General features: G+C 46.8%; 18 protein-coding genes and 1 other annotated feature. Of the genes, 3 read left to right on the top strand and 15 right to left on the bottom strand.

Features of this window, described 5'->3' with window-relative positions; genetic code table 11:
• Positions 1-2: 2 nt before the first annotated feature.
• From KNO66_RS12680 to KNO66_RS12610, 15 genes are all read right to left on the bottom strand, one after another.
• Complete coding sequence (locus KNO66_RS12680; protein WP_214742817.1) at positions 3-1,148, bottom strand: MFS transporter; 1,146 nt, start codon at positions 1,146-1,148, stop codon at positions 3-5.
• A 121-nt stretch (positions 1,149-1,269) separates the two neighbouring features.
• Positions 1,270-1,983: a purine-nucleoside phosphorylase gene (gene deoD, locus KNO66_RS12675; RefSeq protein WP_015880817.1), complete on the bottom strand. Its 714-nt coding sequence runs from the start codon at positions 1,981-1,983 to the stop codon at positions 1,270-1,272.
• Between the two features lie 15 nt (positions 1,984-1,998).
• Positions 1,999-2,709, bottom strand: coding sequence for a response regulator transcription factor (locus KNO66_RS12670; protein ID WP_214742816.1), 711 nt, complete (start codon positions 2,707-2,709; stop codon positions 1,999-2,001).
• On the bottom strand, positions 2,706-4,457 hold the full coding sequence (locus KNO66_RS12665; RefSeq protein WP_214742815.1) for a sensor histidine kinase: 1,752 nt from the start codon (positions 4,455-4,457) through the stop codon (positions 2,706-2,708). Before KNO66_RS12665 ends, KNO66_RS12670 begins: the two co-directional genes overlap by 4 nt.
• 98 nt (positions 4,458-4,555) lie before the next feature.
• On the bottom strand, positions 4,556-5,773 hold the full coding sequence (locus tag KNO66_RS12660) for a M48 family metallopeptidase (RefSeq protein WP_214742814.1): 1,218 nt from the start codon (positions 5,771-5,773) through the stop codon (positions 4,556-4,558).
• A 97-nt stretch (positions 5,774-5,870) separates the two neighbouring features.
• Positions 5,871-6,971, bottom strand: a complete 1,101-nt coding sequence (locus KNO66_RS12655; protein ID WP_214742813.1) for a PQQ-dependent sugar dehydrogenase — start codon at positions 6,969-6,971, stop codon at positions 5,871-5,873.
• A gap of 37 nt (positions 6,972-7,008) precedes the next feature.
• Positions 7,009-8,469, bottom strand: coding sequence for an MDR family MFS transporter (locus KNO66_RS12650; RefSeq protein WP_214742812.1), 1,461 nt, complete (start codon positions 8,467-8,469; stop codon positions 7,009-7,011).
• Positions 8,466-9,251 (bottom strand): ABC transporter ATP-binding protein, encoded by a 786-nt coding sequence (locus tag KNO66_RS12645; RefSeq protein ID WP_251128147.1) that lies wholly within the window; start codon positions 9,249-9,251, stop codon positions 8,466-8,468. Before KNO66_RS12645 ends, KNO66_RS12650 begins: the two co-directional genes overlap by 4 nt.
• The gene (locus tag KNO66_RS12640) at positions 9,244-10,041 is read right to left on the bottom strand and encodes an ABC transporter permease subunit (protein WP_214742811.1); all 798 of its coding nucleotides are present in this window, start codon (positions 10,039-10,041) and stop codon (positions 9,244-9,246) included. Before KNO66_RS12640 ends, KNO66_RS12645 begins: the two co-directional genes overlap by 8 nt.
• Before the next feature lie 3 nt (positions 10,042-10,044).
• Entirely contained in the window at positions 10,045-10,605 is a 561-nt protein-coding gene (locus tag KNO66_RS12635) for a nitrous oxide reductase accessory protein NosL (RefSeq protein ID WP_214742810.1), read from the bottom strand.
• A complete protein-coding gene (locus KNO66_RS12630) occupies positions 10,592-11,776 on the bottom strand; it encodes a NosD domain-containing protein (protein ID WP_214742809.1) in 1,185 nt (394 codons plus the stop codon). Before KNO66_RS12630 ends, KNO66_RS12635 begins: the two co-directional genes overlap by 14 nt.
• 146 nt (positions 11,777-11,922) lie before the next feature.
• A complete protein-coding gene (locus KNO66_RS12625) occupies positions 11,923-13,215 on the bottom strand; it encodes an ABC transporter substrate-binding protein (protein ID WP_214742808.1) in 1,293 nt (430 codons plus the stop codon).
• Between the two features lie 161 nt (positions 13,216-13,376).
• Positions 13,377-14,357 carry an aspartate--ammonia ligase gene (gene asnA / locus KNO66_RS12620; RefSeq protein ID WP_214742807.1) on the bottom strand — a complete coding sequence of 327 codons (981 nt, stop codon included), beginning with the start codon at positions 14,355-14,357 and terminating at the stop codon, positions 13,377-13,379.
• A gap of 69 nt (positions 14,358-14,426) precedes the next feature.
• Positions 14,427-14,667, bottom strand: a binding site (T-box leader).
• Between the two features lie 104 nt (positions 14,668-14,771).
• Complete coding sequence (locus KNO66_RS12615) at positions 14,772-15,674, bottom strand: carbohydrate ABC transporter permease (protein ID WP_251125924.1); 903 nt, start codon at positions 15,672-15,674, stop codon at positions 14,772-14,774.
• Positions 15,671-16,576, bottom strand: coding sequence for a carbohydrate ABC transporter permease (locus tag KNO66_RS12610; protein ID WP_214742806.1), 906 nt, complete (start codon positions 16,574-16,576; stop codon positions 15,671-15,673). Before KNO66_RS12610 ends, KNO66_RS12615 begins: the two co-directional genes overlap by 4 nt.
• 243 nt (positions 16,577-16,819) lie before the next feature.
• On the opposite strand from KNO66_RS12610, the gene KNO66_RS12605 reads away from it, so the two are divergent.
• The 3 genes from KNO66_RS12605 (at position 16,820) to KNO66_RS12595 (ending at position 22,577) form a co-directional block, all read left to right on the top strand.
• A complete protein-coding gene (locus KNO66_RS12605; RefSeq protein ID WP_214742805.1) occupies positions 16,820-18,505 on the top strand; it encodes a formate--tetrahydrofolate ligase in 1,686 nt (561 codons plus the stop codon).
• A 15-nt stretch (positions 18,506-18,520) separates the two neighbouring features.
• Positions 18,521-19,429 carry an alpha/beta fold hydrolase gene (locus tag KNO66_RS12600; RefSeq protein WP_214742804.1) on the top strand — a complete coding sequence of 303 codons (909 nt, stop codon included), beginning with the start codon at positions 18,521-18,523 and terminating at the stop codon, positions 19,427-19,429.
• Positions 19,430-19,598: 169 nt separating this feature from the next.
• The gene (locus tag KNO66_RS12595; protein WP_214742803.1) at positions 19,599-22,577 is read left to right on the top strand and encodes an SH3 domain-containing protein; all 2,979 of its coding nucleotides are present in this window, start codon (positions 19,599-19,601) and stop codon (positions 22,575-22,577) included.
• Position 22,578: the final 1 nt, after the last annotated feature.

The following is a 22,578-nucleotide window of genomic DNA, read 5'->3' as shown; positions in this document are numbered from 1 at the left end:
TGTCAAAACATCTGTCCCTTCTTTCGTGCACTGACAAGAAAGATGAGGCTCGCGCTCCCTAAAATCAAGCCGGTCAGTGTGAATTGCTGGGCGATTGAGAGCGGAAGAACACTTAAGAACGATGACCCCACTACCGTTCCAAGAGAGAAAAAGGCATAGAACGCACCGTATGCCCTCCCTCGATTTTGTGGAGAAGTTGCTTGAATCAACAACGTATTGATGGCCGGGAATAAAATGGCAAACCCGACACCATATAAGGCAAGTACCCCATATAGGCTCATTTGTACACTCGATTGTCCAATGAACACCTGGCTTGCCCCAATGATTGCCACCCCAAGCGCGGTCAATTTGGTCGGCGAGAACCGATCGAACAATCGATTCGTCGGTAATAAAAAGAATGAAACGGCGACCACGCCGAACAGACTAAGTAGCGTCCCGCTCAACCTTGAATCATATCCAAGTTCCTGTACATGGAGCGGTAATAAAAAGGCGAGTGCCCCTTGGGAAAACATGAGGAAGAACGCACCCCAATAGGCCCGAATCACTTTCGGATCCGGCTTTTCCCGTGTCTTCTCTTTTTCTCTTATTGTCTCGCCCGTTTGACTTCGTCGCATCGTCACAATCGTCACGACGAGAATCACCCAACCGAATAAAGAGACGAATAAAAAAACGGTCGGTGGTGATGTGACACTGGCGACAATTCCACTGAACGCAGGACCGATGATGGCCGCCAATCCGACAAAGCTACCGGTGATGGCAACTTTCTTTCCTTGACGGTTCATCGAGGTGATGTTCGCAGACAGCGTAAAGGCAGCCGGCACGATGAGTCCTGCCATAAAGCCGTGGACACATCGGACAAGCAGTAACATGAATGGCGACTCGACGAATTGATAGGCCAATAAACTGAGGCTCGTCAAAAATAAACCGAGAATCAACACACGATATGGGCCACTTTTGTCGGTCCATATACCGGAAAGCACATTTCCAAACGTGTTCGTCAACGAATAGATTGCAATGGAAAAGCCAGCGAGAAACGAAGATGCCCCAACGGATACCGCAAACGTACTCATGATTGGAAGTTGGACGAATAAATCAAAAAAGGCAAAAAATACGATTGTATATAATATAAAACGTGATGGCGTTTTCATCGGACTATTCCTCTTTCCCGTGATCTTATTCTTAGTCTAGCTGGAGCTCCAATCGTTTCATAGGGATGAATGGGTTTAGACACAAAAAATCCCTACAGCCAGAGGCTATAGGGAAAGTCGCTTAGTTTGTCACTTCGACGGCTGTGTCGAGAGCGACACGAATCATTTCATCAAACGTCGACTGACGCTCTTCTGAAGTCGTCTCTTCACCAGTCAACAAGTGGTCAGAGATCGTGAGGATCGTCAACGCATTCACTTTGTGTTTTGCTGCAAGCGTGTAAAGACCTGCTGCTTCCATCTCGATCGCGAGGCAACCGAAGTCCGCCCATTTCTTGAAGTGATGGAAATCATCTTGATAGAATTGGTCAGCCGTGAAGATTTGTCCGACTTTGACCGGAATCCCTGCTTTCTCTGCGTTCATATACGCACGATGTAGGAGGTCGAACGTCGCTGTTGGCGCATAGTCCATTCCGTTGAAACGAACACGGTTTTGTCCCATTTCACTTGATGCGCTCATCGCAATGACGACGTCACGTACTTTGACGTCTTCTTGAATGCCGCCCGCTGTTCCGACACGAATCAAGTTTTTAGCACCGTACGACATGATGAGTTCGTTCACATAAATCGACATCGATGGGACACCCATCCCTGTACCTTGAACCGAGATCCGTTTGCCTTTGTATGTTCCTGTGAAGCCGTACATGCCACGAACTTCGTTATATAATTCGACGTCTTCTAAAAACGTTTCCGCGATGTATTTGGCGCGAAGCGGATCCCCTGGAAGTAATACCGTTTCTGCAATTTGTCCTTCTTGAGCTCCAATGTGTACACTCATGTTTGAATTCCTCCTTTAAGCTTGTCGTTGAACTTGTTCCCGAAATTCGTTCGGAGTAACACCGACTTGTTTTTTAAAGACTTTTCGGAAATATTTGTCGTCCGAAAAGCCGACTGCTTGGGCGACTTCATAGATACGCTGTCTACTCGTTTCTAACAGGCGCTTTGCTTCGTTCATCCGAATCGTCAATACGTACTCAGATAAATTCACGCCATATTGTTGTTTAAATCGTCGTGAGATATACTCCCGACTTAAGTAAAACCGTTCACTCATTCCTTGCAAACTCAGTTCTTCCGCAAAGTGTTGTTCAATATAAGTTCCAATCTGGGCAATCGGATCTTCACTCGATTCATGTACTACGTCCGCCAACGCACGTGCCAACGTATCGTTTAATACATCCGGGTCGATCGGCTTCAACAAATAATCAAAGCTCCCGTATTGAATGGCACGCCGCATGTACGAATATTCATCGTATCCTGTCAACACAACGAGCTTAGAATATGAAGCGTGGTCGTGTACCCACTCCATCAGCTCGATGCCATCACAATGGGGCATTTGAATATCGGATAGAATTAAAGCCGGTCGTTCCTGCTCGATGAGCGCCTTCGCCTCAAGTCCGTTCTTTGCCTCGAGTACGGCCTTCACACCGAACCGTTCCCATTCGCCGAGTAATTTTACCGCTTCCCTTACTGGAGATTCATCATCTACAATCAACACTTTCGTCATGATGCCACCTCTTTATCCGTTGCCGGGAAACGCATCATGATTCGAAAACCGCCTGTTTCAGGTGTAGCCAACATAAATTCTGCCTCCCGATTATAGTTTAACATGAGTCGATCACGAATGTTTCGTAATCCTGTGCCCTCTGTGTCATAAAATGTCGAATCATTTTGTTCGATTCGTGACATGACTCGTTCCCACTCTCCCGTCGTCAAAGAACGACCGCTATTCTCGCAACGAATTACGAGTGTTGCCCCCTCATTCCATACCTTCACATCAAATCGATTTGCTAAAGCTGATCCATCCCGCTCGAACCCATGTTTGAAAAAGTTCTCTGCGAGCGGCTGTAAAATCATTTTGGGAACAATCCGTTCTTGAAGGTCTTCAGGGACTGAGACGCTCACTTGAAACTGATTCGGAAAACGCACGTCTTGCAGCCGAATGTATGAGTTCAAATGTTCAATCTCTCGTTTCAGCGTCACCATCGACTCTTCTGGATGCATCGTATATCGCATCATCGAAGAGAGTTGTGTGATCAATCGATAGACCGTCTTGCCGTCTCCCTTCAATGCCAATGTGCCAATCGACTGTAACGCATTGAATAAGAAATGCGGATTCGTTTGCGCCTGCAACGCCCGAAGTTCGTTTGTCCGATTTTCTAATGCCAGTTTATACTCCCGTTGAATTAAATCATCAATCCGTTCAATCATTCGCTTGAACTGTCTCCCGAGCACACCGAACTCATCATTTCCGAGGGAATCGAACGACACGGTCATATCCCCTTGCTCGATTCGCCATATATTTGAAGTCAATGTCTTGATGGGAGTCGTCAGTTTCATCGAGGCATAGGTCGCGCCGATCAGTGCCAATATGAGAGAGATGATTCCAACTAATAAAATAATGAACGATGTTCGTGAGGCTGGTTCCGTCAAGAGCTGATCTGGGATTGACTTTCCAACGTAGAATTGTTGATGATCAAACTCAAATGTTTTTGTGATTTGATGGTGTTTCCCATCAGTCGAAAGCGATCTCGGTTGAATCGAAGAAGGAATCTCGCCATCCCCAAGATGGGCGAACACACGATTGTCCTCACCGACGAACCATAGACTTTCATCCGGACTATTTTGAAGAGAAGCCAACTGTCCGATGAATAAATCTTCTGGGATATCGAGTGATAGAATGGCTAACGGTTCATCCGTTTCAATTTTATCGAGTCTGAAATGAAGGGTGACGACATCTTCTTGTGTCACAATCGGTCCAAAATCATGATACGGGATGAGCGGATGTGACGCTTCAAGCAGGACGCGACTTTTCGGATTGTTCAACAACTGTTGTTGGACAGCACTCGGTTCTCGCTTCGAACGTGGTGACACCTTCATTTTATAAGCAGCAAATGAGTCCATATCTTCAAGCATCAACAGTTGAATTTGCGCTACATCTTCCCGGGACAAATACATCGCGAGGAGCGCACGTCTTACTTCAATCTCCGTCTCTCTTAATGACAACCCCGGTCCATACTCCAATATGTCCAATACGTCACGATCAGCGTATAGACTTGTCGGCAGTCGACTCAAGTCAGAGATATAACGTTCCATCTGACGCGTTCCCCGTTCGAGCGACCATTCGGTCATTTCGAGTCCGCGTTCACGTTCACGGTCTTGTACATACCAAAACGAAATGATTGTCGCGATTATGACCGGCACGATGATGGTCAATGCAATCATTCCCGTTAACTTTGTCCGAATGCTATTCACCGATATCCCCCCTACCTCACGAGTATATCACGCGTTATGCAAACGTTTGCAAAGAATTCTAAAAAAATCCCGTTCCTTTCGAAACGAGATTCAATCTGTTACTCATATGATTTCATTAATTCAATGATTGCCGGACCTTGTCCCATGTCTCGCGCTAAATCAATCGGTGTCATGCCTTCTTCATTTTCAATCGTGACGTCCGCACCGTTATCAAGTAAGAGGCGTACCGTTTCAGGATCGATGTCGTCATTATAGAACAAGTTATGAAGTGGTGTTTCCCCATATTCGTCTTGTATGTTCACATCTGCGCCGTTTGCCAGTTCCGCTTCAATATCTTCGTAGTTCGCATTCATGTACGTCAGCTCTTGAATCGGTTCACCTAATTCCGTTTCCCAATCCTCTTCGAAATCCTCGCTCATTGCCGATGCAATGATGTCAGATAAATCATCATTCATGACGAAATAAGTGATGATCGCCCCGTATCCGATGACCGTCAATAGAATCATTGAAATGACAGAGGCTCTTACATATTCTGCTGTTTTAAAGACCGGAACATTTTCTTCCCCGGCATGTGTCGCAATCGCCGCGATGCGTTTCGGTAACGTTGGATGTGTTGACAATAATTCACTAAACTTCGCAATGAATCCGTTCTCCCGACTCGCTTCATACAGATAGTCAAATTCATTCACTTCTTTGGCAAGTGGTCCACCGATGGCTAGGACAGTTAACGCTCGTTTCGCCGCTCCGAAATCTTGAAGGTAATGCGCAGCCATCCGGTCACACGTATATTCACAAGCACGGGAATAAGCGGACCCTAAAAACGGGATGATACTACCAAGCAAGACGACCCATTGCTTTTGAACATGGTTGCGACGAATATGTGCCAATTCGTGCGCGATGACAAACTCGACTTCTTTTGTCTGACCAGTCCGTGTCAATTCCACGACGTCAGAATATAAGATGACCATATTCTTTTGAAAGAATCGTGTGGCGAAAGCATTTAACAGGCCGCCCGCTTGTAAGATATAGACATCCGGCAACAATCGAATGCCCATCTCAGTCCCCACGCGTTGAACCAACTCATGAAGCTCTGTGAACTGACGAGGCGTCACCTTGACACCATTCGTTCGAATATATCCGATTTGAATCCAGTGCGTAAACAGCGAGAGTGCTACAATTGTCCCGATAATCCATAAGAAAAGTCCGAATGATACGATTGTCAGAGCGATTCCTAAAATCAAGACGAGTACGCTTGCAGCGACTAATAATGAGAAGTATAACTTTTCTCGTTTATGTACCAAGTTTGAATGTTCCATCTATTTTCTCCTTCTTTTTCCAAAATACATGTTTAATTATACCGTTCCTTCCAGAAGAAACAACGAAAAAAATAGAAACTGACGGATGTGTCAGTTTCTAGCGGATGGTCATTTGATAGAGTTTGTCGTCTTGCGATTGTGGATTGCCACGTCCGTCCGTATTGTTCGAAATAAAATATAACGTATCGTCATCCAACCACACGTCACGAATTCGCCCTACGCCTTCGACAATCGTCGTGACTTGCTTCGTTTCCCGGTCGATGGCGACAAGTCGTTCGTTCCGTAGTGTCGCCATATAGACATACTGCGCATCGGTCGCAATCCCGGATGGCGCCCAAGACGTGTCCCCGACTTCAAACCATGGCGTGACGAGACCGTCTCGTTCCTCGTTTGCCTCAATGAGTGGCCATCCATAATTGTTCCCTTCTTCAATCACGTTGACCTCGTCATGTCCGCTCGCCCCATGTTCGCTCGCATAGAGAACGTCGTCAATCCGACTCAGTCCTTGTGGATTCCGATGACCCAATGAGTAGATCCAGTCGGTCGGTTCGCCGTCACCCGACAATGGAATTCGTAAAATCTTCCCTGCTAGAGACGATTCGTCTTGAGCGAGTTCAGGCACAAGTGCATCACCTGTCGTCACCCAAAGGTATGCTCCATCGATTAGCAGACGTCCCCCGTTATGGAAGCGCGCCCCCGGAATTTGGTCTAGCAGAACCCCGGTCTCTTCAAATCGTTCCCCGTCCCACGTCAATTCGACTACCCGATTCTGAATATTCCTTCCGGACGAGCCATACGTGTGGTACGCATAAAGGATTCCGCTCGACTCAAAATCTTCGCTTAGCGCGATCCCAAGCAACCCGCCCTCACCAATTTCGAACACGTCCTCGTTCAAGGTCACTTCCTGTTGTGTCGCGCGACCCGAATCATCGATTACCGTGATAGTGCCACCACGTTCCGATACGAGCCATCCGTCCGAAGTTCGAGCGAGTGACCACGGAATCTCCAAATTTTCAGCGATGGCGGTCACATCTCCAACGTTTAGCTCCGTCTCTTCACCAGTGTTTGATTCCTGCGTGGTGGTCGTCTCCTCACGTGGTGGTTCTTCCGCAGGTGGTGATTCCGTACCTTCGTTCGTCGATTCTGGCGCACATCCCATAAGAAACAATAGTGTCACAATCCCGATTTGACGTTTCATGTTGGCTCGCCTCCCTTTTCCTCATCATACCCTTGTTTTACGGGCGCTGTGAAGGTTCCGGTGGGCGGGCTGGCAAACGGGTTGCGATGATGAAGGCAATCACGGCTGCAATCATCGCCCCGATGAAGATACTGTTTAGTCCGGTCGCAATAATCTGTTCACCTTGCAGACGGACAGAAGCATCCAGCGTTTTCGTGATACTTTGATTGAAGAAGTCTTCTAAAGATACTTGGGATAACGCAATGCTTTCTTTAAAGTCGTTGAGCACGACAAAGTTAAAGACAGCTCCAAACACGGCGACACCGAGTGTTTGACCGACCGTACTTAAGAAGGAATTGGTCGCGGTTGCCGTTCCCCGCTGATGATAGGAAACGACGGTTTGCAACACGACGATGAACATCGGTTGCGACAATCCGAATCCTACCCCAATCAGTGCCACCGCACCATATACCCACAAATCTGAGCTTGATTGAGATAAGAGTGTCAACGTGAACGTTCCGATGACGAGTAGCCCCATCCCAACTAACGCGCGGCGTCTTGGAGAGGCCACACCGAGTGTCCGTCCCCCGATAATCGAAGTGAATGTCCATGCAACAGACAACGGCATCAACATGAATCCAGCCTCGGTCGCTGTCTTTCCTAATACGGCTTGCGCCCAAATCGGGATGTAGGCAGACATGGAAACGAGCACCCAGGCCGCGAAAAAGACAGAACCGTTAATGGCCGCAATCGTCGGTTGCTTGAGCAAATCAAACGGCAATAACGGTGATTTTGCTCTTCGTTCTGACAAGAAAAATCCACCTAACAATGCGAGACTTAGTACACCGCTCCCGACGATGGTCGTCGTCCATTCATTCGTTTCACTGAACGTGATCAGAGCGTATAAAAACGCGGTCGTTCCCCCAGCGAACAAGAGAGCACCTTTCAAATCAATCCGCTCGCTCGTTTCAGCGACGGTTTCTTTATAAAAAAGAATAATCATGATGAACGAGAGTAACGCAAATGGCACGTTTAATAAGAATACGTAACGCCAAGACAACGTTTCGACCAAAAATCCACCGATGACAGGACCGAGCACACCTGATACACCCCACACGGCACTTAAGATCCCTTGAATTTTTCCACGCTCTTCATATTTATACAAATCTCCAATAATCGTCATCGAAATCGGGAGGACGGCACCAGCCCCTAGACCTTGCAACGCCCGAAAGACGATGAGTTGTTCCATGGATGTCGCTAACCCACATAACAAGGACGACACCGTGAACAATCCGATTCCAAACAACAAGACGCGCTTACGCCCGAACAAGTCTGCCACTTTCCCGTAAATCGGTGTTGAGACCGCCGTAAAAAGTAAGAAGGCGGCAAACACCCAGCTGACAAGTGTTGCCCCGTTCAACTCACTGGCGATGACAGGCGTCGCAACCGACACGACCGTCCCTTCAATCGCCGCTAAAAAAGTTGCCAGTAAGAGGGCAACGGTTACGTTTTTTCTCATTCATTCCATCTCCCCAAAAAAATAGTGGCGTCGGAAGGTTCCGAACACCACTTCAACTGTCTATTATTTTGTGCGAGCCGCGTCGATTTGACAAGTGTCATCTCTCGATTCAAATAGAATTCTTTTAGGCGTTCGTATGCCGCTCGTTCATCGTGGACATGTACCTTCCCACAAATAGCACCAGCCTTCATCATCCAGACTTCATCTGACAACATTGCCGCGACATCTAGTTGATGTGTTGAAAATACGATGACTGCTCCTCGCTCCGCCTCTTCGCGTAGTAAGTTTTGAAGCATCTGCATCCACAGCGGATCGAGTCCGTTCGTCGGCTCATCCAACAACAAGATGTCGGGTTTGCTCACCAGAGCCTGAGATAACAAGAGGCGTTGTCGCATCCCTTTTGAAAGTTCGGCAACGCGCTTCCGTTTATGTTCATACAAACCGACTCGTCTTAGTACTTCAGAATTCGGACGTGCTCCTTGTAAAAGAGCATAGTAGGCATAGGTCTCTTCGACGGTCCATGCTTCATCAAATGAGAAGTCATCTGGCATATAACCAAAACTATCATTGTATTTCATCCGCTGTTTCATCGTGTAACCATTCAACTGTATGGTTCCGGTGCTCGGTTTGATCGTACCGTTCATTAGATTCAAAAGTGTCGACTTCCCCGCACCGTTGCTTCCGGTAAGTGCAACGATTTTACCTGGGGCGATTTCTTCACGAACGGGATGGAGTGACCATGAATCGCCATATTTTTTCCCAACGTCCATACAGTTAATCATGTTTCTTCCCTCCGTACATGGCTGTCGAGGCTAGCCATAGCATGAAACTACTTGTCATGAGCAAGCTAGACCAGACTACGACATGCCCGATCGGTTGATTCATCCAATGCAACAAATCGAGATAGACATCCCCGAACACGTCGGTTGATGACACGCTCGTACTTGCCCACACTCGCATCAAGTCAAATCCGTTTAGAAATAGTGCCACTGTCATCCCGTTCACTTGCATCCCATAAGGAAGTTCAGAAATGATGGTCACAAGAATCGTCGGCCAAAGTAAAATGAAGACAACCCATATGAGAAAGGCCAGTAGTATTGCTCGAATCCGTTTGCGCGCGAGTAGTCCGAGCAAGGTCCCAAGCGCTGTCGCATACATCGTCAATCCAATCGCATAAAACAACAGAATCATCCATGTTGCAAACGACTGTGCGACCACGAGTGAGGCAATGAAGAAAGCTAATAACAAAATCAGGACTTGTGTAACGAAAAACGAGCTGAATCGGATGAAGATCAATTTCCACTTCGGATAAGTAAATGTTGAAAGAAGGGTCAGTCTTTTCGACTCCCCTTCCTGCCCCCAATGAAGTGCTGTCGTCAGCAAAATCAATAAAGGAAGCAATAGACCAAGCACCGTGATGAGCGTTGCACTGACATTCGTATACTCTGCGGCTACAGGTAATGCTTGGCCAAGTCCACCGAGAAGGACGAGCGTGAGGACCCAAGTCAGGAGAAAAGCATAATTCTCTCGTTGACGTAGACTACGTGCCCACTCCATCTTCCATAGAGACATGATTTACTGTCCTTCTTCTTCTGAGTCCATCTCCATGTCCATCTCACCATCTTGATTCATTCCGTCCATTGAACCATCGTCGTCCATCTTCATATTCATCTCGCCACGTTCCCATGTATGATCTTTTAATTGATCAAAGTCCATCATCTCGCCGCCATTTTCATCGACATATGCTTCAGCATCTGCCTCTTTCGCAAACGAGAGTATGTTATACGCCATCGGTGTTTTCGACTCTTTGTCGTAAACAAACATCGCTTCATCTAACTCGACCCAATCTTTTGTATTGAAGTCTTTTACGTACATCGCAGCAATATCTTCTTCTTTTTGTTCAGGATACCAATCACGCATGAGACAACCGATGTCATCGAACGCATATCCCTTTTCATTTTCCATGATGGCTTCCGCTGCGAACTGCTGATCCATAATTTTCATTTTACATACTTCGCACTCGGTTTCACCCCATTTGATGTCAAACGGTTCTGCCGATGCACTTGAACATGCTCCGAGTGCCAAAGATAGTCCTGCAACAGATAAAAGTCCCGCTACTTGTTTATACGATTTCATGTCGTTTCCTCCCAAATATCCAAATCATGATAATCAATCCAATACTGCTCAAGCTCCAAATCGAGCCATTCCACTTCCATGTCGCCGAATAGGTTTTCGGCGATAGATCGGTTAAAGATTCTTCTTCTGGACTTCTTAATATGTTTTCTAGCATAAGAAGACCTGGCGACCCATACAACAGTTCGAACGCTTCATAGGATTCCGTCAGTAAGAACAAATACGGATCGGTTCGATATGGAATCTCGCTATACCCGTCATGAGTCAGGTCTAGTGTCGCACCACCCCAGACATTTCCTTGTACGACGTTGTCATGTGAGTCGACCGTCGTCACGGTTTCACGATTCCCCAACAGATTGTTCTGAAGAACCATCATCCCTGTTGCTTGTTTTAATTGGAACCCAATATCGTTCCCATTGATTGCATTCCGCTCAAGTGTCGTTCCTGCCGACTGCTCTGCGAGTAAGCCAATATGATTCCCAAAAATATTTGTCATCTCAATCGTTGTGTCAACGGCCTCATATAACATCAGTCCCGTTGCCGTTCCTCCGAATTGGTCATGCACGTTCCCGTTTTTTAAAACGACTCGATTCGTTCCCATAATCATCGCACCGGTCAAATTATGATGAAGTTCGGGTACCGAAATCACAACATCTGTCGGAAACATCAAATGAATGCCGTAGCGCGAATGCGAGACTGTGGGTCGGACAATCGTGTGATTGGACCCGTTCTCTATGTATATCCCATCTCGTACCGTCTTCACGACAACTCCATTTAATTCAGCCGCTTCACTATTCATAAGAACGAGCCCATCTGACTTTCCATTCCCAACCACAACGGTTCGAGTGACACGAACTCCGTAACTATCCTCAATCCATAGTCCAGTTCCAGAAGATTCAATGGAGACATCGAGAAGTTGATGTCCGAGGCCAGATACTTGGATGGCCGGCACCCCATCTTCCTCACACTGATGAATTGATACACGTTCGAGCATCGCTCCCGTTCCACGAATGATAAACGCAGGTTGTCCACAACTCGTATAGACTTTCCCATTTCCATCAAAATGTTCATTCGACTCGATGATGATGGGTTCAGTCAACGAAATTGAATGTTCTTTCGCGTCAACATGTGGTGCCCAACACAAAAATAGGATACAAATCAGTAATCGTTTCATGTCCCCTCCTTCTCAAAAGCGCTTACAACAATCATTCTACTGAAACCCCCACAGGTATGTGTGTGGTTTGTATGGGATTACTGTGACAATTTCTTCATAAAAAAAACACAGACGATGAAGGGGTCATTTCACCGTCTGCGCCATCCTTATTTCACTTTGTCTTGCCATACTTTCGTGAAGTCCTGAAGCATTTCTTCACCTGTTTTTTGTCCACCGACATATGCCTGCATGAGGGCACCATATTCGTTTACAGCTCCATCCGGATACTTGAACCAGTTCCAAGAGATGGTCTTCCCTTCATTCGAATACGCCAAAATGTCATCAGCGAGTGGTCCAAGATCATTGGCTTCAATCGATTTGAAGGCCGGGATGAACTTGAATTTATTGACCATGTAGTCTTTTCCAGTATCCGACGTCGCCATCCACTCTAAGAAGTCTTTCGCTTCTTCTTTATACTTCGAGTTTTTATTGACAACCCAGTTGTTCGGGACACCGACCGGAAGTCGATCCATCTTCTCTGCATCGTCATTGATCGGGATCGGAACGAAGCCCATTTCCATGTCCGGATTCACATCAAGGATCATCTGTTGCGCCCAGTTCCCTTGTTGGAGCATCGCTGTCTCTCCTTGGGCGAACTGTGTGACTTGTGTATTATAGTCCGTCGTCAACGGGTTTTTGTTTCCGTATTTAATCGTCAAATCAAACAGTTTTAAAAACTCTTGGAACTGTTCATTGTCTTCAAACTTCGCTTTATTCTCGTTCAATGCTTGAATGAACGCATCCGGGTCATCCTGTTGTGCCATTGGAATGTTTAATAAATGAATGCCTAAAATCCAAAACTCTGCATAACCGACAGAGAATGGTGTGATTCCTGCTTGATCTAACTTTTCAGCGGCAGCAGTCAATTCAGAAAGTGTTTTAGGTAACTCTTTGATTCCCGCTTTTTCAAATAGTTCTTTATTATAAATGAATCCGTATCCTTCTAGGTTCATCGGCATACCGTAAAGTTTACCGTCCATCGTCATCGGTTCTTTGGCGACTTCTGTCAAATCTCCGACCCACTTCTCACTTGATAGGTCCTCCAATTTGTCTTTCCATGTCTGTGCTTCTGTGAATCCACCATTGTTGAAGATATCCGGTTCGTTGCCTGAAGCAAACTGTGATTTGAGGGCTGCCCCATAGTCTGCACCGCCGCCGACCGTTTGAACCGTGACTTTCACACCTGTTTCTTCTTCGTACTCTTTCGCCATCGCTTCGAGGTCTTTCGCGATCTCCGCTTTGAATTGGAAAACGTTTAACGTGACGTCTTTTTTGTCACCGCTGTCGTTATTTCCTTCAGAAGAACCCTCATCCGTGAGCGATCCGCCACCACAAGCCGCGAGTGATAAGACCATCCCTGCCGTCATGACCGCTGTCGACAATTTCCACTTCCGTTTCATCTCATTTCCTCCCTTAATCTCATCCATTCTTTACAAATTCAACTTTAAATGAAAACGCTTCCACTATGTAGGTGTCAAAATTGACGAATAGGGTGGAAAATGTTGCACAGAAAAAACAGGACTCTTTTACCGAGTCCTGTTCCGTGTTTCTTCTTATTATATTACAACAAGCTGATGCCGGCTTCTTTGCACGACTGAATGACTTCTTGAGGCCAGACCGATGTTTGCACTTCGCCGATATGACGAGCGCGTAAGAGATACATCGCAATACGCGATTGCCCGATTCCACCTCCGATTGTGAGTGGGAGCGTTCCTTCAAGTACCCCTTGATGGAACGGGTACGCACGTTTCTCTTCCGCATCCGCTTTCTTCAGTTGCGCATCGAGTGCCACTTCGTCGACACGAATACCCATCGACGACAGTTCAAAAGCTGATTCGAGTTCAGGATGCCATACGAGAATGTCTCCGTTGAGTGACCAATCATCATAGTCCGCCGCTCGCCCATCATGTTTCATGCCTGAAGCGAGAAGATCTCCGATTTGTGAAATGAAGACGGCACCGTACTCTTTACAGATTGCCGTTTCACGTTCTTTTGGCGTCATCGTCGGATACGCATCCTCCAACTCCTGACTCGTGATGAAATGAATCATCTCCGGAAGAATCGCTTCAATGCCGTACGCTTTCTCTACTTCCGCTTCTGTTTCGCGGAGCGCTGCGTAAATTGACTCAACCGTCGCTTTCAAATATTCCATCGTCCGTTCTTCTCGAGCAATCACTCGTTCCCAGTCCCATTGATCGACGAACAGAGAATGTGTGGCGTCTAGTTCTTCGTCGCGTCGAATGGCGCGCATCTGAGTATATAACCCTTCACCGACACCGAATCCGTAACGACCGAGCGCTTCGCGTTTCCATTTCGCAAGTGACTGAACGATTTCAAGTTCATGTCCCGGATACATCGTATCAAACTGAATGATACGCTCCACGCCGTTCAAGTGATCGTTTACCCCACTCGCTGATTCGACGAATAACGGAGCCTGTACTTGAATCAGTCCGAGTTCACGTGAGACTTTCTCCTCAAAGAGTGCCTTTACTGCTGCGATCGTCTGCTGTCTTTCCTTCATCGTGCTTGTTGCTGTTGTCATTTTCCGTTTCCTCCAATTGTGGAATATTTGAAAATGAAGCCATGAAAAAAAGCCCTCCATTCCCATCGAACATGGGACGGAAGACTTCGGTTCCGCGGTGCCACCCAAATTAGTAGACGAATCTACTCACTTTTTCGAGACAATCATCTCGTAACTCCGATAACGGGGAGCGGTCCGGCTACGTCTACTGGCAAAGCGTTCGGGTAGCGACTCCAGGAAGTTTTTCGACGAAGGGTTAAGACCGGGCTCACACCACCCCCGGATCGCTTGACTCACTACCTTCGTGTACTCGTCCTTTCGACGTCGTTCACAATTGAATTGAGTTCATTATTATAAATATTCTGACTAATGTCAACGGTTTTTTTCAAAAAAAATAATCCTCCGTGTAGCGAACGGAGGATTCCCTTGGGAGGGTTATTTAATCGAACCGCTTGTGATCCCTTTGATGATATGCTTTTGCATGCCGAAGAAAAAGACCAGAAGGGGAACGATTCCTAACACTAAACCAGCTAACGCCAAATCCCATTGTTTCGTGTACTGTCCAAAGAAATAGAATGTCGCGAGCGGGATGGTCCGTAACTCGACATCACGGAGAACAAGTGATGGCAATAAGAAGTCATTCCAAATCCATAGGCTGTTCAAGATGACGATTGTCACCGTGATGGGCTTGAGAAGTGGAAAGACGATGCGCCAGAAGACACCCCACGTCGAACAACCGTCGATGATGGCGGCTTCTTCAATTTCCTCAGGAATCGACTTCATGAATCCGTGATAAAGGAACACCGAGATACCAGACCCAAAACCTAGATACATGACGATCAGTCCCCAATGACTATTCAACAGACCGAGGATACTAGACACCTTCACGAGCGGAATCATGATGGACTGGAACGGAATGACCATCGCAGCCACGAACAAGAAGAAGATCATTGTGGAAATCCAATGTTTCGTCCGAACGAGTTTCCACGCCGCCATCGAGGTGAAGATGACAATGACCGCATTCGCCCCAACCGTGATGAGGAGCGAGTTCAAAAAGACACGTCCATAATTCATCGCTTCCCACGCTTCTGTATAGTTCGACGTCAACCATTCGTTCGGTAAAGCAGACGTGTTCGTAAAGATTTCAGCCATCGATTTGAACGAGTTGGCGACAACATAATAGAACGGTACCAAATAAAGCAATCCGAGTAGAATGGCAACGAGTTCAATGACTCCAAGATTCCAAGAGTAGGTTCCTGGACGAAGCGGTCGCTGCGGAATACGTTGTGATTTCAAAGTCGGTTGATTCTCGACTTGATCTAGTTTTTCCGTCGTCATGCTTCCACCTCCCGTTTTTTCGTCACATACACTTGTGTCACCGTAATCGCAGCCACGACCAAGAAGAAGATGACCGCCTTGGCCGACCCGAGACCATAGTTGTTATTCACAAAAGATTCCGTGTAAATATTTAAGGCTAACATCTCGGTCGATTTAAACGGCCCCCCATTCGTGAGCGACAAGTTCGTATCGAACACTTTGAACGACCAAGAGATGGTCAAGAACAAACAGATGGTGATCGATGGCATGATCATCGGCAACGTGATATGTCGAAGCATCTTGAAACGGTTCGCCCCATCAATTCGTGCCGCCTCCATCAAATCAGTCGGCACGTTTTGTAACGCCGCGATATAGATGACCATGACATATCCACCGCCTTGCCAGATGGCAACAATCACGATGCCCCAAAAGGCTGTTTGCGCATCTCCGAGCCACGGTAATTCGAATAGACTCCACCCCGTCAACGCACCGATCGAGGCAAATCCTTTTACATAAATGAACTGCCAGATGAATCCGAGAATCAATCCACCAATCAAGTTCGGCATGAAGAAAATCGTGCGTAAAAAGTTCCGTGTCTTAATGTTCATCGTCAACAGAAGTGCCAACGAAAAACCGACGATGTTTGTCAATAAGACGGATACGATCGTATATTTCGTCGTGATCCAAAAAGATGCCCGAAACTGTTCATCTTCGAAGAACAAGCGGTGATAGTTTTCCAATCCTACAAAATTTAATTCTCCTGTCACACCGTTCCAATCTGTGAAACTGTAGTAAATTCCATTGAAAAACGGGATGAGCACGATGGCGACAAATGCCAGAAAAGCAGGTCCGACAAATGCTAAAAAGCTCGCAGGTTTTTTCCAATTTCGTCTTCGTTTCGTTCGTTTTGCACGCTCAGTCATGTGTATCGCCTCCACTATCACTGTATCGTGCCTACCCTTTTATGAAAACGGATACATTTGACAGAAAGGGTGGAAAATATTGAACGAAATGAATGAATTTGAACCCATCATGAGTTATGATAAAATCAATGATAATACGAACGGGTTGAATTTATACTGTCTCAATTCACTTTTTAACCCAGTAATACCGAATGTTTTTTATATAAAAAGATATATTGTTCGATAAATGGAGGGACTTTTTGAATGACAACGACGAAACCACTATCTGACCTTACAATTGCCCAACAAGCCAAAACCTTGCCGATTAAAGACATCGCAGCAAAACTCGGATTACACGAAGATGACCTGGATCTCTACGGAAAATATAAAGCCAAACTATCTTACGATGTCCTCGAACGTGTAAAAACACAAGAAGATGGAAAACTCGTTCTCGTCACAGCGATCAATCCGACACCAGCTGGTGAAGGGAAGTCAACGGTGACGGTCGGATTAGGACAAGCATTAAACCAATTAGATAAACAAGCGATCGTTTGTCTCCGTGAACCTTCGCTCGGCCCGACGATGGGCTTAAAAGGTGGCGCCGCAGGTGGTGGCTTTAGTCAAGTTCTCCCGATGGAAGACATCAACCTCCATTTCACCGGGGACATGCATGCCATCACATCTGCCCACAATACGATCAGTGCCATGATCGACAATCACCTGCATCAAGGAAACGACCTCGGCATCGATGTCCGACATATCGTCTGGAAGCGCGTCCTCGATTTGAACGACCGCGCCCTTCGTCATGTCACGGTCGGCCTTGGCGGTCCGGCTCATGGAGTTCCTCGTGAGGATGGATTTGATATTACCGTCGCTTCGGAAATCATGGCGATTCTCTGTCTGGCAGACTCCTTGAGCGACCTTGAGGAACGTATTAAACGAATCGTCGTCGCCTATGACCATCAAAAAGAACCCATTACCGCTGAACAAATCGGTGCTGCCGGTGCTGCGACGTTATTGTTGAAGGAAGCCTTTAAACCGAACCTCGTCCAAACGCTCGAACAAACACCTGCACTCGTCCACGGAGGTCCGTTCGCAAATATCGCACATGGATGCAACTCATTGATTGCAACGAAGACTGCATTAAAACTCGGTGAATATGTCGTGACAGAGGCTGGATTCGGGGCCGACCTCGGGGCCGAAAAGTTCTGTCATATCAAATCTCGAGTCGGTGAGTTGAATCCGGATGCGGTCGTCCTCGTTGCAACCGTTCGCGCCTTAAAGATGCACGGCGGCGTTCCGAAAGATCAACTTCACATCGAGAATGTCGGTGCAGTCGGAGAAGGATTGAAATTGCTTGCGAAACACATCGATACGATGAAAAAACTCGGACTGCCGACGGTCGTCGCATTGAATCGTTTCAATTCAGATACGGAAGAGGAACTAGCAACCGTTCTTGACTGGTGTGCGGCGCACGGCATTCGTGCTTCCCTCAGCGAAGTGTGGGCCAACGGCGGGGTTGGTGGTCGACAGTTGGCCGAAGCGGTCATTGAAGCCGTCGAGTCGAACGAAAGTAAGCTGACGCCATTGTATGAATTGAACGATTCGATTGAACAAAAGATCAAAACCATTGCCCGAGAAGTATATGGTGCTGCAGACGTCATGTTTACAGCCAAAGCCCAAAAACAAATGAAAGAAGTTCAGGCGAATGGCTGGGCAAATCTTCCGATTTGTATGGCGAAGACACCATTCTCTCTCTCAGACGACCCTTCGAAATTCGGCTATCAACAAGGATTCACGATCACCGTTCGCGAATTGAAACCATCAGTGGGAGCTGGATTCCTCGTCGCCTTGACAGGCAACGTGCTGACGATGCCAGGTTTACCAAAACATCCGGCAGCTCTCAATATGGGAATTGACGAATCTGGAAAAGCGATTGGACTTTTCTAAATAGGAGGAAGGCACATGATGGTATCAGAGTTGACGTATTCTGACGGGTATCAAACGGAAGTGATGCATGTTCGAGCAGAACAAGCAATTGGAAAAATATTCATGTTTCATGGGATGCTCGAACATCACGAAAGATATATTGAGTTTGCACACTTTATGGCAAACAATGGATACGACGTCTATGTATGCGACCTGCGTGGTGCGGGTACGAGCGCTCATGACCAACGAACTTACGGTCATCTCAAGCCAGGAACGGGATTTCAACAACTCGTCGATGATGCCCAATACCTCATCAATCAATATGAGGACGAGCGCCCGACATATTTGCTAGGCCATAGTTTTGGGTCCCTTCTCGTCAGACGACTCGGACAAGTCATGGGACACGCCCTCGCCGGTATTGTCGCCGTCGCTCCGCCACCCCATCCCGGAGTTGCAGGGGAACTCGGGCATCGTTTCATCGCCACTGCGATGAAACGGAAAGATGAAACACACCAGTCTAGATTTTTTGAACGACTATTGTTCGGCCGCTACAACTTAAAGTTTTTACCTGCAAGAACAGATAGCGACTGGCTCTCAAGCGTTCCTGACGAAGTCGATTCCTATCTCGCCGATCCGAATTGTGGCGGACTACCTTCTCTCGGATTTTTACACGAAGTGACACGTGCCTCATTAGATGTCACGACGTCTGCACGTATACATGAGCACCCGAAGTCACTACCTGTGCTATTCGTAGCTGGAATGGATGATCCCGTCACGCATGACGGTGAAGGGTTAACCGGCATAATTCGAAAGTATCGCGATGCAGATATCGATCTCGCTGTGGCCACGTACGATCACGCCCGTCATGAAATCCTCCGTGAAATCCATCGTGAACAGGTGTGGTCCGATATCCTCACATGGATGAAGCAAAGTAAGACCCATTAATTTACTTAATCCCCTTTATCAGGGGATTTTTTATTTACCTTATTTTAGAAATGAAATTTTAATCATTTACCTTTTTTGTAATTCTGCTTCTTCTTTCCATTTTTTAAGTGCGTTATACTTAGACCGCAATCATTTAAATCATGCTCTCTCATTCGAAAGGGGTAACATATTGAAATCGACACTCTCACGATTAGGAGTAGCTACGATTGTCTCAGGAACGATTTTGAGCACTCTCGCACCACTCCAATCATACGCAGCAACATCTGAAGGAACAGTCAACACACCCATCTTAAATGTTCGGTCTGATTCGTCGACGACATCTTCAATCGTCGGCAAGTTAACGGAAGGAACAACGGTAGATGTGTATGCCGTTAACGATGAATGGGCACAAATCAACTTTGAGGGTCAAAAACGATACGTCTCATCTACATATTTGACGATGGGATCATCCCTCGCAAAAACGTCTACCACGTCTGCTACATCCGCTTCATTATATATCGCTGAAATGAACGTTAATCTTCGTTCTTCGATGTCGACGTCTGCTTCCATCGAAACGGTCATCCCAAAAGGATCGCTCGTGACGCATCTCTCGACGCATGGTGCTACAGGATCTTGGTATAAAGTACAATTCGGTACATATACAGGATATGTGGCGGCACGATACTTTAGCGAAACGAGCCCTACATTTTACGCGTCCACGACAGCCGTTCTGTATGATAAGACCGGCACTGGCGCATCAAAAATTGCGACGATTCCAGAAGGCGCAAAAGTCACATACTTGGACTCTTTAGGGGCGACGGGGTCTTGGTACAAAATCGAATATGGTTCACTCGTCGGTTATGCACCGGCACGCAATTTTACAGCAACACCACTCACAGCCGATGCGGTCACGACATATTACGCTGTGAAAAACGTTGCGCTTTACAACGGATCAGGAACAGGCGCATCAAAAATTGCGACCATTCCACTCGGAGCAGAAGTGAAGCGTGTATACGTAAACGGTTTGAGTTCATCTTGGTATAAGGTTCAGTACGGGGACACGGTCGGCTATGCGGCCGCACGTAACTTCTCGACATCAAAACCTGAAGCCGTTGTCAAAACAACCTATTATGCGGTGCGAGACCTCGTATTATACGAATCATCTGCTTCCGGAGCGGCCCGTCTTCGCACGATCCAAGAAGGAACAAAAGTCGTCCAAGTGTCGGACGCCAACTTATCGGACTCTTGGTTCAAAATTGAATATGATGGAGTCACCGGCTTCGCTGCCGCTCGCCATTTTTCAACGAAGGCACCTGAAGAAGTGACAATCACACCATACTTCGCCATTCGAAATGTAGCGATGTATAGCTCGTCTGCAGCCGGTGCGACGAAGATTGCGACGATTCCGTTTGGTGCACAAGTGGAGCAACTCTCGCAAAGCGGCCTCTCTAGCTCTTGGTTCAAGATTCGCTACGACGGAAAAACCGGTTATGCAGGTTCTAGTCACTTCTCATTGAAAAATCCAGAGGTCATTGTGAAAACAGATTATTACACAACGCGTGATGTCGTCTTATATAACCGTTCGGATGCGGAAAAAGTGAAGATTGCAATCATCCCGTTCGGTACGAAAGTTCAACAAGTGTCGGAATCTGGTCTCACGGAACGATTCTTTAAAATCGAATACGGTCCAATCACAGGTTATGCGACGGCGGACTATTTCTCGAAAACACCACCGTCAGACGAACAATACGAAGAAGAACGTCAAGTTCGTATCTATGTAGATGGGAACGAGCCACTCAACGTTCGGTCTACACCTGAAGTAACGTCAGCAAACAAAGTCGGAACGCTAAGTACGGGAACACTCGTCAACATTAAACCGATTGTCGGTTCGAAATGGGCACTCCTTACGAGCGGGACGTATAGCGGCAACTATATTCATACGGATTACGTCGTCCCTGTCACAACGACCCCGCCTGCGACAGGCATCACGAAGAAAGTCTCGTATACGAGTTATCCGATGACAGTTCGACAGATGGCAGACCGTCAAGTAGCTCAATTCGCCCAAACGGATGCACATCGATACGATGAAGCATACTTACCTCGCGCTTGGGTGAGTGTCAACGGTTCGACAGGAAAGATTGTGAAATCTGAGATGACTGTCATTTCAGGCTTAGGTACTGCTTTAAAGATGACGGCTTCTTCAAGCTCGTCCTCACTCATCACTATCCCATATGGTGCGTCCATTCAATATGTTGACCGTTATACTTCCGGTTCAACTGTTTGGTATAAAGTAAAATACGGCACGATGACCGGATATGTAACACCGAGTTCAGTCGTCGGAACCGCCAACATTTTGAGCCGTCCAATTTTAACATCTCATGCGTACGGTCAAATCAATACAGGCGAAACCGTTACGATTACAGGGCAATCTGGCACATACTACATGATTTCATATAAACGACCGGCTGGACACAACATCCGAGTGTTTGATAATACATGGCGTCGCGCATCAGTTGACGATCTTCTCCCATATGTCGACCCTAGTCAGATTGATGCGAACTCTCGATCATTCTATCAATTCTTAGATTTGTCGAAGAGCGCCGGGACAACTGCTACTACACTGAACAAAGTCCTCACATCAAAAGGAACGCTCAGCGGACAAGGTCAAGCATTCGTGGATGCGGCTAGTATGTACGGCGTGAACGAAGTATATCTTCTCTCGCATGCCCTTCTTGAAACAGGCCATGGCACTTCCCTTCTCGCAAAAGGAGTTCCTGTCGATAAAGATGGTAATGCATTGATCAACTCGAGTGGTACTCGGATTTATCCAGAACGTCCTGTTGCGGCAACCGTCTATAATATGTACGGTATTCAAGCAACCGATAGCAATCCACTCGGAAACGGTGCTAAATACGCCTTCGAACAAAAATGGTTCTCTCCGGAGGAAGCGATTATCGGTGGGGCTTACTGGATCGGAGCTAGCTATATCAATCATCCGACGTATAAACAAAATACATTGTACAAGATGCGCTTCAATCCTTCTTCACCAGGAACACATCAGTACGCAACCGATATCGGTTGGGCTGCGAAACAAACGACAAGCATCTATAATATCTATCAATCACTTGATGCTTACACACTCAATTTCGATGTACCAAAATATCAGTAAC

This window comes from Exiguobacterium sp. s48, assembly GCF_018617395.1.
Taxonomy (GTDB): Bacteria; Bacillota; Bacilli; order Exiguobacteriales; family Exiguobacteriaceae; genus Exiguobacterium.
Note: the sequence above shows the minus strand (reverse complement) of the source record. Positions and strands in the feature narration are given on the sequence as shown.

Excerpts from the sequence above, each read along its gene's own strand:
- KNO66_RS12680 (WP_214742817.1), bottom strand. The coding sequence starts at position 1,148 with ATGAAAACGCCATCACGTTTTATATTATATACAATCGTATTTTTTGCC.
- deoD (WP_015880817.1), bottom strand. The coding sequence starts at position 1,983 with ATGAGTGTACACATTGGAGCTCAAGAAGGACAAATTGCAGAAACGGTA.
- KNO66_RS12670 (WP_214742816.1), bottom strand. The coding sequence starts at position 2,709 with ATGACGAAAGTGTTGATTGTAGATGATGAATCTCCAGTAAGGGAAGCG.
- KNO66_RS12660 (WP_214742814.1), bottom strand. The coding sequence starts at position 5,773 with ATGGAACATTCAAACTTGGTACATAAACGAGAAAAGTTATACTTCTCA.
- KNO66_RS12655 (WP_214742813.1), bottom strand. The coding sequence starts at position 6,971 with ATGAAACGTCAAATCGGGATTGTGACACTATTGTTTCTTATGGGATGT.
- KNO66_RS12650 (WP_214742812.1), bottom strand. The coding sequence starts at position 8,469 with ATGAGAAAAAACGTAACCGTTGCCCTCTTACTGGCAACTTTTTTAGCG.
- KNO66_RS12645 (WP_251128147.1), bottom strand. The coding sequence starts at position 9,251 with ATGATTAACTGTATGGACGTTGGGAAAAAATATGGCGATTCATGGTCA.
- KNO66_RS12640 (WP_214742811.1), bottom strand. The coding sequence starts at position 10,041 with ATGTCTCTATGGAAGATGGAGTGGGCACGTAGTCTACGTCAACGAGAG.
- KNO66_RS12635 (WP_214742810.1), bottom strand. The coding sequence starts at position 10,605 with ATGAAATCGTATAAACAAGTAGCGGGACTTTTATCTGTTGCAGGACTA.
- KNO66_RS12630 (WP_214742809.1), bottom strand. The coding sequence starts at position 11,776 with ATGAAACGATTACTGATTTGTATCCTATTTTTGTGTTGGGCACCACAT.
- KNO66_RS12625 (WP_214742808.1), bottom strand. The coding sequence starts at position 13,215 with ATGAAACGGAAGTGGAAATTGTCGACAGCGGTCATGACGGCAGGGATG.
- asnA (WP_214742807.1), bottom strand. The coding sequence starts at position 14,357 with ATGACAACAGCAACAAGCACGATGAAGGAAAGACAGCAGACGATCGCA.
- KNO66_RS12615 (WP_251125924.1), bottom strand. The coding sequence starts at position 15,674 with ATGACGACGGAAAAACTAGATCAAGTCGAGAATCAACCGACTTTGAAA.
- KNO66_RS12610 (WP_214742806.1), bottom strand. The coding sequence starts at position 16,576 with ATGACTGAGCGTGCAAAACGAACGAAACGAAGACGAAATTGGAAAAAA.
- KNO66_RS12605 (WP_214742805.1), top strand. The coding sequence starts at position 16,820 with ATGACAACGACGAAACCACTATCTGACCTTACAATTGCCCAACAAGCC.
- KNO66_RS12600 (WP_214742804.1), top strand. The coding sequence starts at position 18,521 with ATGATGGTATCAGAGTTGACGTATTCTGACGGGTATCAAACGGAAGTG.